The sequence below is a fragment of the Allobosea sp. 05T422_2 genome (genome assembly GCF_056396265.1).
In genome coordinates this window covers 1-13,965 of sequence record NZ_JBFTLD010000272.1, presented here as the reverse complement: position 1 = coordinate 13,965, position 13,965 = coordinate 1, and the positions used below count along the sequence as shown (strand labels likewise).

The 13,965-nt window shown below is 63.0% G+C and carries 11 protein-coding genes and 2 pseudogenes; 4 read left to right on the top strand and 9 right to left on the bottom strand.

Annotated elements, in window-relative coordinates; all coding sequences use genetic code 11:
- Positions 1–69 precede the first annotated feature (69 nt).
- Positions 70–501, top strand: a complete 432-nt coding sequence (locus tag AC1DJT_RS30615) for a helix-turn-helix domain-containing protein (RefSeq protein WP_476771089.1) — start codon at positions 70–72, stop codon at positions 499–501.
- 1,334 nt (positions 502–1,835) lie between these two features.
- A complete protein-coding gene (locus AC1DJT_RS30610) occupies positions 1,836–2,228 on the top strand; it encodes an autotransporter outer membrane beta-barrel domain-containing protein (RefSeq protein ID WP_476771090.1) in 393 nt (130 codons plus the stop codon).
- 121 nt (positions 2,229–2,349) lie between these two features.
- On the opposite strand, the gene AC1DJT_RS30605 is transcribed toward AC1DJT_RS30610, so the two are convergent.
- A complete protein-coding gene (locus AC1DJT_RS30605; RefSeq protein WP_476771091.1) occupies positions 2,350–2,559 on the bottom strand; it encodes a hypothetical protein in 210 nt (69 codons plus the stop codon).
- 99 nt (positions 2,560–2,658) lie between these two features.
- Positions 2,659–3,279: pseudogene (locus AC1DJT_RS30600) on the bottom strand (SDR family NAD(P)-dependent oxidoreductase).
- 858 nt (positions 3,280–4,137) lie between these two features.
- Here AC1DJT_RS30600 and AC1DJT_RS30595 point away from each other — a divergent pair.
- Both AC1DJT_RS30595 and AC1DJT_RS30590 read left to right on the top strand, forming a co-directional pair.
- Positions 4,138–4,389, top strand: a complete 252-nt coding sequence (locus tag AC1DJT_RS30595; RefSeq protein WP_476769825.1) for a helix-turn-helix transcriptional regulator — start codon at positions 4,138–4,140, stop codon at positions 4,387–4,389.
- 1,784 nt (positions 4,390–6,173) lie between these two features.
- The gene (locus AC1DJT_RS30590; protein ID WP_476769824.1) at positions 6,174–6,386 is read left to right on the top strand and encodes a hypothetical protein; all 213 of its coding nucleotides are present in this window, start codon (positions 6,174–6,176) and stop codon (positions 6,384–6,386) included.
- Between the two features lie 41 nt (positions 6,387–6,427).
- Here AC1DJT_RS30590 and AC1DJT_RS30585 read toward each other — a convergent pair whose 3' ends face one another.
- The 7 genes and pseudogenes from AC1DJT_RS30585 to AC1DJT_RS30555 all read right to left on the bottom strand — a co-directional run bounded on the left by AC1DJT_RS30585 (position 6,428) and on the right by AC1DJT_RS30555 (position 13,861).
- Entirely contained in the window at positions 6,428–6,673 is a 246-nt protein-coding gene (locus AC1DJT_RS30585; protein WP_476769826.1) for a DUF982 domain-containing protein, read from the bottom strand.
- A 90-nt stretch (positions 6,674–6,763) separates the two neighbouring features.
- Positions 6,764–6,973, bottom strand: a complete 210-nt coding sequence (locus AC1DJT_RS30580; protein WP_441492976.1) for a cold-shock protein — start codon at positions 6,971–6,973, stop codon at positions 6,764–6,766.
- A gap of 272 nt (positions 6,974–7,245) precedes the next feature.
- Positions 7,246–10,518 (bottom strand): error-prone DNA polymerase, encoded by a 3,273-nt coding sequence (locus AC1DJT_RS30575; protein ID WP_476835521.1) that lies wholly within the window; start codon positions 10,516–10,518, stop codon positions 7,246–7,248.
- Positions 10,515–12,038 carry a Y-family DNA polymerase gene (locus AC1DJT_RS30570; protein ID WP_476835520.1) on the bottom strand — a complete coding sequence of 508 codons (1,524 nt, stop codon included), beginning with the start codon at positions 12,036–12,038 and terminating at the stop codon, positions 10,515–10,517. The genes AC1DJT_RS30575 and AC1DJT_RS30570 overlap by 4 nt, the downstream gene beginning before the upstream one ends.
- Positions 11,953–12,705 (bottom strand): ImuA family protein, encoded by a 753-nt coding sequence (locus AC1DJT_RS30565; protein WP_476769821.1) that lies wholly within the window; start codon positions 12,703–12,705, stop codon positions 11,953–11,955. Before AC1DJT_RS30565 ends, AC1DJT_RS30570 begins: the two co-directional genes overlap by 86 nt.
- Positions 12,706–12,815: 110 nt before the next feature.
- A complete protein-coding gene (locus AC1DJT_RS30560) occupies positions 12,816–13,073 on the bottom strand; it encodes a hypothetical protein (RefSeq protein WP_476835519.1) in 258 nt (85 codons plus the stop codon).
- 433 nt (positions 13,074–13,506) lie between these two features.
- Positions 13,507–13,861 (bottom strand): annotated as a pseudogene (locus AC1DJT_RS30555) (L,D-transpeptidase).
- Positions 13,862–13,965: the final 104 nt, after the last annotated feature.

Below are 13,965 nucleotides of genomic sequence, written 5' to 3'. Positions count from 1 at the left end.
TGGTGGTGCGAACAGACACATCAAGACCGACGAACAGCTCCATGGCAGGCCTCCTGACCGGTTGGATCGATGGAGCCTGACCGGAAGACCGCTCTCCGTCATCCCGTATCAACGGGCGGCCGGAGCCCCAACAACCCGATCTTTTTGTTATCGCTCACTCCGAATAGTCTCGGACATTCGACGGGTTGGGACTTCAAGGATGAAGTAGTGAAGCCTGAGCGGATCCGAAGTGAAGCCGCCGCCGCAATCCTGGGCGTGGGGCGGCGCATAATCCAATCGATGGCTCTCCGCGGGGAATTGCCTGGGGCGGCGAAGATCGGGGGACTTTGGACCTTCGATGAGGCGGCGCTTCGTAGTTACATCCGAGAACGCACCTCACGCCCGAAAGATCGTTATATCGAGCCCAGCGTCGACAAGCCCGAGCGCCGTCCGCCGCTGAAGGCGAAGAATTCCGCCAAAGCCGCGGAGGAAGCGCGCCGGCGATTGCTTCGTGGGAAGTAGGGACGCGGTAACGCCCAGGCCTGACCGAGTCGATGCATTGGGCGAGTGGCTMGCAGCCAATCATCTGCGGAATCCTATCGTTCACCCCTTGTYGCCGCAGGCTGCTTGCCTAAATTTTTTTCGCAGTTTCCTGGGGAAGGAGGGAGCCATGCCATTCTCATCGCTGAGGGACCCCGTTGACCTCGCTCGCGCGCAGGCGGCTCTGGAGGCCGCTTGGAACGAAGTCAGATCGACCGTTCCCGAGGGATTTGAGGAGCGGGAGCGTGCTCGGTTAGCTTACATCGTGGCTGCATTCTTGCACGTCGCCGAAGACGAAGACGACCTCACGCGGCGGGCTGCGGAACGGTTCCGACAAACAATCATGGCATACGGAGGTCCGGCATCGCTTAGGCAGGTCTAAACTCGGCGAAGTTAGGCACGGTCGCCCCGCCTCCGGGGGATTTGGCGGCGGGGCGACCAGGCCGTGAGGGCGCCGGATGTGCGGCGACGCCAACACGCGTGAATCGAACCCACAGCGAAACTGCCGGTTCCGCGGCACAACTTATAATCAGGGAGTTTCCTGGCTCTGGGCAGCGGAGGCGACGTGCGGAGTGTTTCCGCGAAGAAGTTATTCGAACGGGTCAAGTCAGACCCGGTGTAGCCGCCCCCTCCAAGGGCCGCATCTGAGTTTTCGCGACCGCCAAGCATTGCGCCCTCCGGCATGGTGCAGGGAGGACACCCAATGCGTCCGCTTTTGATCGCTAGTTTTTTTCCTTGGGGCGCCGGCCACGATGCCCAACGCCGCAGCACAAAACTTCCGCGCGTCCGAGTCGCTGGACAAGCTGCCCGCGGAATACACGCGCCACAATCGCGATCATCGGATAGCTGAGATGGAGTATTACCAGCAACGGCAACGCTACTACCGGCGCGACCGTTACGACGACGGGTACGGGTACGGTCATCGCCGAGGCGCACCACCGCCTTGGGCGCCCGCCCACGGGTACCGGACGACACCATTCCGCACGCTGGTGATCTCGATGGCTGGCTAAGCTGGCCGCCCTGCCCCGCCGCTTGGTGGGGCAGACTCTTTTCAATGGTCCAGCACGGAGCCCCCCGGCACGGTCAGCCCTTGCCCTGCATAGCCCCACCACCGGCCGAGGGTGTGAACTACGCATCACCCGATGGTCACCTTTGGGCGAGCCGGACCGGCGGGCGATTGCCAGCCCGGCTCTCACCGGGGGGTTGGACAAATCCAGGCGCGCCTCGGCTGTCTAATGAGAGCGCCAAAATCCGAAGAGATTCAACGCCGTCTTTCGGGGCACCTATCAACCGAAAGGATGATCCAATACTGCTCCTTGGGTCGGCAGATTGGTGCAGCGCCGTTCAGCGAGACCGGCGGCGCGACGGCGCTGACCGGCCGCGGCGACGACACCAGCCTCGGCTATTCCACGCTGGGCTTGCGTGCCGCGACCAGCCTCGACCTGCAAGGCATGAGCCTGACCTTGCGCGGCGGGCTCGCCTGGCGCCACGCCTTCGGCGACGTCGACCCGAAAACAACGCTCGCCTTCGCCGGCTCTAGCGCCTTCACGGTGGCCGGCCTGCCGATTGCGAAGGACGCGGCCCTCGTCGAGGCCGGGCTCGACCTCGCGATCAGCCAGAGCGCCACGCTGGGCCTGTCGTATACCGGGCAGCTGGCCCAGGACGCTCAGGACCACGCTTTCAAGGGCGTGCTCGCCGTGAGGTTCTGAGCCAACAAGCGGACCCTCCCGAGGTCAGCTCGGGGTCATTCTGCCCTTTCGACCTCGGTCCGAAAGCTCAATTCGATCGGGCGCCTCAACTCGGCTGATTCGCTCGCATCCTCGCAACAGATCATTCCCGCGAATTCGGCAGCACTCCCATAACCGCTCGCCCGCGCTCGGTCAGTGCGTAGGTGTTGACGCCCGCCCACGCTGGCGCTTGCGTCCATTCGATCAGTCCTTTGCGGATAAGTTCGTCGCGCGCTTTGCCCGGCCGCAAATCGATGCAGCCCCTGTCTGGCCGAAACAGTTGCAAGATCCAGATTTCATCCTGCGTCAGCATCCGACTTCCGTCTGCTCTCGACGAGAACCTTCGGGGAACGCCCATAAAACCCGGCATTTATCGCTGCCGTGCACAGTCTGACTGTGCATCGCTGCGCGACTAATCTTGACCCACCGTTAACCCAACGAACGCTTTGAACCGATCCTTCCAAGCCGGGTTCCATCGCGAGAGGGCCGGCCGGTTCTCGGTCATGTCCTCGGCACTCCACCGGATGCGAGCCGCGTCGAGTTCGGGCGTGACCATACCGTCGGGACAAATCACGTAGAAATCGCCCCCCTCGACCGCCCCGATCATTTGCTCGACGACCTGATCGGCCGTCCATGTACCCACGGGTTGCTTGCCGTCGGGGGCATTGGTCAAGCCCGTATAGGTCCAGCCGGGAACCAACAGGTGTGCGCTCACGGGCGTGCCGGTTTCGAGAAGACCGTGAGCAAGTTGATCGGTCAGCGTTTTTACGCCCGCTTTTCGACACCGCGTAGGCCGGGAACCCCGGCGGATTGGTGATGCCCTGCTTCGATCCGGTGTTGATGATCGCCGCGCGACTACCGTCTCCGCCGCCAGTGAACCGGCTACCTCGGCCAACTTGGCTGCATCCTTGTCGAACAGGACGATGCGCATGCCGATCCCAGAGAATCGCTCGGCAGCGGCGCGTCCGATGCCGCTGGCGGCCCCGGTAATGACAGCCACCTTCCCAGGAGCGAATGGCGTTTCCGATGAAATCTGATTTCTATCCACGTCTCGGGATCTCTCGTCATTACCGGTATGGACCAGGGGTTTCAGGAGCCGAAGCAGCGACCGATCCACGCCGATGGCCGCCGATGGCTATTCCCCTACCTCGACCGCTGGATACGCGATCATTTCATCCCCCCTGCCCTCTTGGAAGCCGAAAGCGAAGGCGCCCGCCTGCCGGAACCTGCAAGGGCGTGGTCGATCAGAGCTCGACCGCTTAGCAGGCAAAGAGACGGTGAAAGTTACGGGCCGTTTCTTCTGAGCTTCATCCCGTTCATGGCGGAACGGCGAAAGGCAATCAGGCCCGCAGCGGCGCGGGGGAACCCGTCGGAAACCACACGTGTCAGGCAAAAAGGCGCCGCCCGGCGCGCGATCCGCGACATCCGGAGCAAAGGGAACACGCGAGCGGTCCTATCAGTTTAAGTCACAGAGCATCGGAAAAAGGGGGCTGCCAAACCGCAAAACGGCTGGGCTAAAACCGATGATCTCAAGGCCTGATGAAACTTCTAACACGGCAGCGGTCGACCAAGACGAGCGCGGGACTTCGCACAATGTTCGCGACGCTGTTTTTCTGGGCATGCTCGACCGCCTCGGCTGTGGTTATCTTCTCCTCGAACGCCAGAGGATCGTCGAGGCAAACGCCACGGCGCGACTAATCCTTCGTCACGAGGACGGCTCGGCTCAAGATCTCGACCAACTGACGAATGCCTTCAGGCGACTGATCGCGCGGTCCCGCAACCGCCGTCCGCTTGCACCCCTGACCTGGATCGTTATCTGGAATCAAACCGATGCGCCTTTCGTCCTCAATCAGTCTGGGGGCGACATCCCGCTCAATATACAAACGTCGTCATGTTGCTCGATCTTGACGCGCAACTGGAGCCCAATCCCTTCATGCTTCAGCGCATGTTTGGGCTGACCTTGGCTGAGACACGCCTCGCGCTTGGTTTGGCGCGCGGCGATATCCCAGCGGACGTCGCCCGCAGTCGGCACATCAGCCGTACCACCGTTCGCACGCAACTGGCATCGGTCTTTGCCAAGACCCAAACCAAGCGTCAGGCGGAACTCGTCAAATTGCTGGCCCGGATCGCGGTCTTGCCGTGAGCGCCACTCGAATCGGCGCGCCCCTTTGGTGTATTCGGCAGACGCCCGCGAGGTGAGATGGGACACCCAGCATATAAAGGGCCCGCGGCGTCCTCCCGCAGCGGGCGAGTGTAGGGTCCTGGCAGTCTGCCGATGAAACACCCAGCAAACTTAGCTCGGCTCGATTTTGCCCCTGGTCATTCGCCGTGTCTGGTCCAGTCGTCGCCTCGCATGGTCCCATCCAGCTAGCCGGAAGCACTGGGCACGAATGCGAGGCCGAGTATCTGCCGTGCATGCCGGAGCGGCCGCGCGCGACGTTTTCGAGACGATGTCCCCGGCGCCATCGATCGCGAGCCGGCATGGGTGGAAGGGGGAAGGCATCCAGCCTGACGGCCGGATCGCGCCCGAAACACCCTCTTCGCATCCAGCGTCGGCGAGCGCGTAAACTCCCCGGGCACAAAAAGGCTACATTCCTCCGCCTTAGTGCCACGACTTCGCCACGAGTATTACAAGGGGTTAGTATGGCGAACCTTCTTTATCGCGCCGGCGTCGCCGGCCTGTTGGCGGCTGGCTGCTCGGCCCAATCGGTGCCAACGGTCGAGTTGATCACGAAGCCAACGTTCGAAACGTTTGCCCGGCTGGGGAGTTGGCGGCCTTGGCAATCGGCTCAACAGGAGAAGCCTGAGCCCGTTCCCATCGTGCTCTCTGATGCTCCGCTTTCGTCTCCTGCCATACGCAAAACGAGCCCGGTCAGCGCGTGCGCATGGAATGTACCCCTGTCGACTGATAACATGCGCCCCAGTTACGGCCCCTCCAGCAGATGGCCCTCTCCGCGATCCTGATCGTCGTTTGGGCGCGGTGGGCGTAGTTCACGGGGCGCTTTGGCAAGAATAGCGTCTCCTTGAACGGCGCAGCCATCGCCGCATCGTTGTCTCCGAGCTTGTGAGCGGACGAGGTCGAAATTGCTCGTTCAGGGGAGACCAATAAAGCGGAGTTTGGGACCGTCCTCGGTATCGGCAGCGGTGTCGTAGTGATCTGCGGCGGCAAGGTGCGCGGAGGCAACTCGGCAATGCTGTACGTCGGAAGCTACCAAGAGGATCGAGATGCCTTTAGCGCCGAGATCCGTGTGACCCGGCATACCCCGACTCTGGCTGTCGAGAGTGTGTTTGGGAAGGACGACGTCTCTGTCAGCCTTACAGGGGTAGCTATCGACGGCACGATTTCGCTACTAGGCGAGTCGCCAGACGCTCCAGGKGTGAAAGTCCGGGTCACACTTGTTCGCGTTGCCGACTGACAATCTGCGACACCAATCAGCCGAAAGCCGTCACCGACACTGAACCGGCGGGCGATTGAACTTCGACCGGCGGGCGTGCGCCACGATCCTGTCTTGGTGGCACGGTATGGAGCAATGCAATGGACGTCCCGGAGGGGTGACCTCGCCTGACACCGTTGCGCTCCGGTGACTGAACTCTACCAATATGGAGGCCGCATAATGCCCAGTTCTCACGCTGGGCCTAAGGCGCCAATCATTACGATTAAGACCTCTGCTGACTATCGGAGAACTTGGCAGCGTATCAGAGAGCTCGAAGGGGCCAGGCCTGGCTCAGTGCGGTCCCTCGAGCGAAAAATCCTAAGGCTCGCCGCGCGGGAATACGAGCCGCCGTCAAAGCCAGTACGCCCACTCTAAACACTAAATTGCCCGCGGCTCCGAAAGGGTGGCCGGCCATTTTGGGTGATGTTAAACCTCTTGAATCCGGCAATCCTAGGGATAAGTTTCCGGCATCAGCCACGGAAGGAGAAATCCAATGACCGCGGTGGCCGAACTCAAACCGGATACGCCCACTGCCTGCGTCAAATGCCACGAGGATTACCGGTATGCGCTTCAGCGCATCGGTGAAATCGAGGACGCGAAGCCTAATTCGGTGGACGCCCTCGAACTGGAAATGCTCAAGGCCGCAATCGCCGTCTATGAGGCTCGGGAGCCGGTGCGCGGGATACGCCAGAGGAAGCTGAGCTGATCGCGCTCCTTGATTAGCGCCCCCCTACCGGGAGTGGCGCACTACCCCGCTAGCCAATGAGGCGGCCACTCCCGCGCTGCCTCCTCGAACGCCTCCCGCGCCTCATCAATGGTCCCGGCACCATTCAGCACTGCCGTGCAGGCGCGAACAGCATCCTGCCACTTCGGGCCCGCCCCTATCGCTTTCCAGGCAAGCAAGAACTCTGCGGCTCGCTCGACGTGGGTGACAGAATAGGTCACTTCAGGCCGGTCGGCTCGAACGACAACGGGTGGGGTGAACGAATGCATCGGCATGGCACATTCCCGTCCTCCTGATTGACGAACCCGGGTGGAGAAGGCCAGCACGCCGACAAAACGAGTGAATCCGTAGCCAGCCCCCTATTCCGCCTTAAGGTTCTCGGCACAGGCTTTTCCCGAGCGTTGGTCCGGGACGACCTCGTAGAAGATTTTTTGTCCGTCGCGCAGTTCTCGCAATCCCGCACGCTCCAAGGCGCTGATGTGGACGAACACGTCCTGACCGCCATCATCGGGTTGGATAAAGCCAAATCCCTTGCTGGGATTGAACCACTTCACAGTTCCCGTCGCCATGGATGTCTCCTCTTGACGGTGGATAATGCGAAAGCGATTACCTATCGCCGCATGCCTTCTGAGGCTTCCGACCGCCCGCTACTCAATCGCAATGACCGAAGTGCTGCCCCGCCGCTCGCGAAAGAGCGACGGGGCGTTAGGCCGTGCAAGAGCGTTCGCGGCGTCCTTGCACGCGTCCGAAACCCTGCGGCGGTTTCTTTGTTCCCACGACCGAGAGATAGCGGCACGAAGACGTCCGCCGTCGGCTTGCGACCAACGGTGCACCGTCGGGTTCACCGGAAATCTCGCGTCTTCACCTTGATCGTATCGAGATGCAGGTCGGGAATGTAGACGTCGCGGGTTCGAAGCCCCTTCGGAGGAAGCCCACGCGGATCCGGCGTCGGCGAACCATGGTGGAACTCGTCCCCCCGGCCATGAGGCAGCGGGAAGGCGTCGTCGCGCTCCCCGACGCTGGCGAGTTCTGCCGACAGATCGGTTAGACGCTGCGCGACCAGATGAACGACCTCGCCCTCGCGCTGGACGCGGCCACGCACCGCAATCATACCGGCGGAGAGGATGGTGCGGCGATTTTGCTCGAACACCTTTTGCCAGACCACGAGGTTGGCGATGCCGCTCTCATCCTCGAGGGTGATGAACATAACGCCCTTGGCGCTGCCTGGCCGCTGGCGGACGAGGACGATCCCAGCAGCCTCAAGCCAGCGGCCGTCTCGTGCTTCCATCGCCTCGGCGCAGGTAACGATGCGTCGCCGTCGCAGATCCCGCCTGAGGAAGGAAACTGGGTGGCTGCGCAACGACAGGCTGACATGGCGGTAATCCTCGACCACCTCGCTACCGGCCGTCAACTGCCGCAGGAAAACAGCCGGTTCGGCCACTTCCGGGATGATCTCGCTCTGCCGGGCAGAGGCTGCCGCGAACAGCGGTAGCGGCTCATCGCGCAGTGCCTTGATTGCCCACAGCGCCTCGCGGCGCGCCAGACCGAAGCACGGTCGGAAGCCATCGGCCTCGGCGATGTGCGTGAGCGCAGCCACGGGAACGCCACCACGTCGCCAGAGGTCATCGATTGAAGCAAAGGGCTGATCAGCCCGCGCTGCGACGATAGCCGCTCCATGTGCATTAGCGAGCCCTTTCACCAAGCCCAGACCCAGCCGGACCGCGAAGCGGCTGTCGTCGCGGGTCGGCTCCAGCGTGCAGTCCCACCTCGACGCGTTGGCGCAGATCGGACGAACCTCGATTCCATGCGCCTGCGCGTCACGGACGATCTGAGCGGGAGCATAGAAGCCCATGGGCTGGCTGTTGAGGAGTGCGGCGCAGAAGATGTCGGGATGCCAGCATTTGAGCCACGCCGAAGCGTAGGCGATCAGGGCGAATGATGCTGCGTGGCTTTCCGGGAAGCCATAGCTGCCAAATCCTTCGAGCTGCTTGAAGGTCTGCTCGGCGAACTCCTCCTCGTAGCCGTTGGCGACCATGCCCGCGATCAGCATGTCCTTGAAGGACGATACGCCTCCGGTGAACTTGAAGGTCGCCATCGACTTCCGGAGCATGTCGGCCTCGCCCGGGGTAAAGCCGGCGCACTCGATCGCCACGCGCATGGCCTGTTCCTGGAACAGGGGCACACCCAGGGTCTTGCCCAGCACCTTCTCCAGTTCGGGCTTGGGATAGTGGACCGGCTCCAGTCCTTCACGCCGTCGAAGGTACGGGTGGACCATGTCTCCCTGGATCGGGCCAGGGCGAACGATCGCGACCTGGACCACCAGGTCGTAGAAGGTCCGCGGCTTCAACCTCGGCAGCATCGACATTTGCGCGCGACTCTCGATCTGAAAGGTGCCGAGCGTGTCTGCCTTGCGGATCATCGCATAGGTGCGCGGGTCCTCGGCGGGGATCGTTGCGAGGTCGAGATTGATGCCCTTATGTTCGGCCAGAAGATTGAGCCCCTTCTTCATGCAGGTCAGCATGCCAAGTGCCAGCACGTCGACCTTCATGAACTTCAGGGCATCGATATCATCCTTGTCCCACTCGATAACCTGGCGATCAGCCATGGCGGMAGGCTCGATCGGCACGAGATCGTCGAGCCGGTCATGGGTGAGCACAAATCCACCAGGATGCTGGCTGAGGTGCCGAGGCGCGCCCATGAGTTGACGCGCGAGATCGAGTGTCAGCCGAAGCCGACGGTCCTTGAGATTGAGGTTCAGCTCTTCGACATGGCGCGGCTCTACGCCACCTTCGGACCAGGCCCAGACATGCGAGGACAAAGTGCCAATCAAGTCGTCCGGCAGGCCAAGGGCTTTTCCGACGTCCCGGAGCGCGCCCTTGGTGCGATAGCGGATGACGGTCGAGCACAAGGCCGCGTGATCGCGACCATAGGTGTCGAAAATCCACTGCATGACGATCTCGCGCCGCTCATGCTCGAAATCGACGTCGATGTCCGGCGGCTCTCGGCGCTCCTCCGAAACGAAGCGCTCGAACAGCAAATCGTTGCGGCCCGGATCGATCGAGGTGATGCCGAGCACGTAGCAGACTGCCGAGTTCGCCGCTGAGCCGCGGCCCTGGCACAGAATGTCCTTCGACCGGGCGAAGCGAACGATCGAGTTCACCGTCAGGAAATATGGCGCGTAGCCCAGCTTCTCGATCAACCGAAGCTCGTGCCGAAGGGCCGCTTCGACGCTCTTCGGAACGCCTTCGGGATAGCGCTCGGCGGCGCCTTCCCAGGTCAGCTTGTCCAGGGTCTGCTGGGGTGTGAGCGCCGGATCGTCTCGCTCCTCGGGATACTGATAGGCCAGCTCACCAAGCGAAAAGCGGCATCGATCAGCAATCTGTAACGTCCGCGCCAACGCCTCGGGGTAGCGACTGAACAGCCGATGCATCTCTTCCGGCGGCTTGATGTAGCGATCGGCATGCCGTTCGCGCCGGTCGCCGAGGGCGTCGATCGTGACGTTGTGACGAATGCAGGTCACCACGTCCTGGAGAATGCGCCGCGMAGGCTCATGAAACAGCACGTCGTTGGTGGTGACGGTCGGCACGCCCATCCGGGTGGCGAGGTTCGACAGCTCGTGAAGCCGGAGCTGGTCGTTCGGACGTCGGCGCAGCGTCAGCGAGAGATAGGCACGGTTGCCGAACGCATCGCGAAGGCGCCGAAGGCGGAAGGCGCATTCCGCATCGGCCTGATCAGGCACGAGGACAGCGATCAGCCCCTCGCCATAGGCGACAAGATCGGGCCACTCCAGATGGCACTTTGCCTTGCCGCCGCGCTGCTTGCCGAGCGAGAGCAGTCGACACAGCCGCGAATACGCCGGTCGGTCAATCGGGTAGACGAGCACAGACATGCCGTCGACGAGATCGAGGCGGCAGCCGACAACGAGGCGAACACCGGTTGCCTTGGCCGCCTCATGGGCGCGGACGATCCCGGCGAGCGAATTGCGATCGACAACGGCGACTGCCTCGAGTCCAGCCGCCGCAGCCTGCGCGAACAGTTGCTCACATGAGGAGGCGCCACGCAGGAAACTGAAATGCGAGGTGACCTGAAGTTCAGCGTAGCGCGGGCGACTCATCCGAATACCCCGTGCAGAAACCAGCGGTGGGAGCCGGTCGCAGCGTGCTCACCGTCACCGGCCMGATAGAGCCAGTAGCGCTCGCCTGCATCATCCTCGACCCGGAAATAGTCGCGAACCGCGGCCAGCTCGGCATCGCGCTTCCACCATTCGCCGAAAACGCGCTCGGGACCGTCGGCGCGCTTCACCCGTCGACGGATTCCCCGCCAGGTGAACCAAACCGGGGGCTGGTCAGGCAGCAGCGCCATGGTCTCGACCGGTTCGGGTTGAGGCAACAGACGGGATGGCCGCGGCCAATGACCCGGCCAACTCGCCCCCGTCTCGGCCGCCATGGCCGGGATTCGGCAGACGGAACGTTCAGGCACGTCGCTTGCGACCGGAGCCAGACGATAGACGGCGCGCTCCCCGACCCGGTTTGCCAAGGTGTCGACCAGGTCAGACACGTCCGGGAAGCTCGCTTCGACAAGCGAGTTGTGGGTCTGCTTGCGTTCCAGCGGTTCGGCGATGGTCGCGGCCAGCGTCATCACCTCAATTCCGAAACCCGGCTCGATCGTATCGATCTTCTCGCAGAGGAGCCGCGTCAGTCGCCTGACGTCGCGAACCGGCGTGGCCAATCCGACCCGAACCGCCTCTGCACGATTGTCGACGCGATGGCAGATGAGGTCGAGACGACGTGCGCCGAACCCTCGTTCCTCCAGGCGCTCGCAGAGTTGCCCGACGAGCTTGGCGATATAGCGCGCGATCGTCTCCGCGGCGCCGATCGGCTCGGCGAAGGCTTGGCGAACCTCGATCAGGTCGGGCGGCCGAATGGCCTTGATCAGCTCGGCGAGGTCTCCAAGCGCCTGGTCGATGCGGCGGCCAAGCTCCGGACCAAAGCGCAGAGCCAGAGGCGCCCGCGGCTGCGCCAGCAAGTCACCGATCCGCTCGAAGCCCAAGGTGCGCAGCCCGGCACTAACCGAGGACGGAAGCCGCAGAGCCTCCAGCGGCAACGGAGCGATGATGGATGGTCCATGCCCTGGAGCGGCGACGATCGTCGAACGTGTCCTGTAACGAGCCAGTGCGTGAGCGGCGCCCCACGTATCAGCGATCGCCGCCCGAGCGACGATCCCCGACATCGCAAGGCGACCGATCACCCCGTCGAGCATAGCGTTCTCGCCGCCGTGTAAATGGTCTGCCCCGGTCGAGTCGATGACGATGCCGTCCGGCGGATCGGGTGCGACGACAGGTGCGATACGCTCCAGAATCCAGACAGCCAGCCGATCGAGTCCATCGGCGTCAGCGGCCGGATCGGCATCCTCGACGATCAGACCCGGAACGAGTACCTGCGCCTTTGTCGCGGGCATGCCGATGCAAAGACCGGCGGCCTGAGCCGCAGCATCCGCTCCCAGCACCACTCGCCTGTTTCCGTCGCGGCCGATCAGGACGAGCGGCACCTCAGGCGGAGGCGCTGCGTCGCCAGCCTTCCGCCGCGCCCGGTCGGTGGACCAGGTCGGCAGGAAGAGCGAGACAACCCGTGTCATCGCACGCCTCCAACTCGAAATCTGCACTGTCGCCGGCACGGGCCCGGATGAGCTCGACCAGCCAGCGAGGCCGTCCCACGCCGGGAACCGGCAGCGGCGAGGATGGCATCACCGAGATCCGCCAACGCGTCATGGCCGCTGTCGGTTGACCAAAATCGGCGGCTTCCGCCTGACGCCGCCAACGGCGAAGGGCAATTCCGACCGACCCGGTCCCCTCCGCGGCCAGTTGCAGCCGACGAGAGGCGGTCATGGATAGGCGGGCGACTTCCCCCACGACGGATCCAAGTCCACCGTGCCGCAGTCCTTCTTCCATGCAGGAAAGGACTGCCTTGTCGTCACCGGCTTCGACATAGATCACCCGATCAGGGACAAGTCCGGCCTGCGCGAAGGCGGGAGCAAAGAGGTCCGGCCGCGTGATGCACCACAGGACCCTCCCCCGGGTGCGGGCAGCAACTCCCGCGCTGAACAGTGCGGCCGCGGCACCGTCGATCGCGCCGTTGCCGCCGCCAGCCACTTCATGCAGCGCCCCGAGCGCCAGTCCGCCGCCTGGGAGGCGCGCGTCCACCTCGGCGACTCCGAACGGAAGCACCGCTTTCGCGCGCCGGTTCGTGCCTTCGATCCTTGCGATCTGCTCGCGCAGAGACTGTATGGCGAGCTCGGACCGCACAATTGTTGGTGTCCTCTGAAAATGGGCGGGCCGCCATGTTCCCTTTTTGTTCCTACTTCACTACTCGGAAGTCAAGATGAGGTCAGCAATGCGATATCCGCTCTGAGGCCTCAGAGCGGTCCAGCCACATCCGGATTCATGGCGACAAAGAGTTCAGCCTGACGCTGAAACAACGTCCATGCCGGATCATTCTCCAATCGTCCGGCAGGCATGATATTGAAAATCGCAACAGCTCGGGCTGGCTGGTCGGGGTCTATCCGCGCAGCGCKACACATTGCCCTAGCAATTCTCTGGATACGCGGATCACCCGAATAATCCGCGGCGGTCACCGGTGCGTTCACCGGCTCGGCTTCAAATGTCAGAGGCATAGCGGACCTCCAAGTCTCTCCCCCCAAGCTCAGCCCCTGGCCCAAACGATCGGACCTGCCCTCGGGTTCCGGAAAATACGCGCATCGTTCGCCCGGGTCCTCGATGGCACATTCACCGGTGCGTATGCCGCCGGCCGAAGGCAGCAGGATGCCTCCGTTCTCCTCGAAGACACGGAAGCAGGTCGACGGTGCCGTTGGCCTGCCCGCGCCCAGTTCGCTTGAATTCCCGCCCTGAGCGAACTCAACTTGCGGCTTCAAACCGGTCGGCCATTGCGGAGGGAGCGGAGCGAGCACCGGCCCCGATTGGGAGAGGCCGTGCCCTTTGGTCTGGAGGTCGCGTGCTAGCGTCCCAAAGCCCGGCATGGAAAGAGAAAGACATAAGGAAAGGGCGAACCACGCGAAACCGTGCCGGTTCTGGCGACCTCTCACAGATCTAATCCAGGAACTGCGCAGGCACGCCCGGGCGCACGAGGGCGCCAAGMTCCTCCGTCCCAGTTGGTTAATCTCACGCAGCCATGCGACGTCGTTTTGCTGACCTGCGAGGCCTCCGGTGTCCCGTGAATGCCGAATGTTGGCTCAGACAGCGCAATCCAGATGGTTCCGACCGGGTTATTAGGTCCGGGCGGAAGGTTCAGATTCACCTCGGGGCATCTGGTCCGTCGGTGACCACTCATTGCCGCTGCGATCGCTTCCCGCGTCCGTAGCCCGAAATTCGAAGACCGTCCGCGCAACCTGTTCGAGCTTGGATTGTTATCGGTGGGTGACCGTTGGGGCGGAGGAGCCTTCATGGATCTCATCATCAAGCAAATGAGCTCGACAAGCTGGGACCTCATCGACTTGCTCGGCCGTAACGCCGGGCATGTCGAGCTGGCCTTGTCCGGAAGCTTCCGCG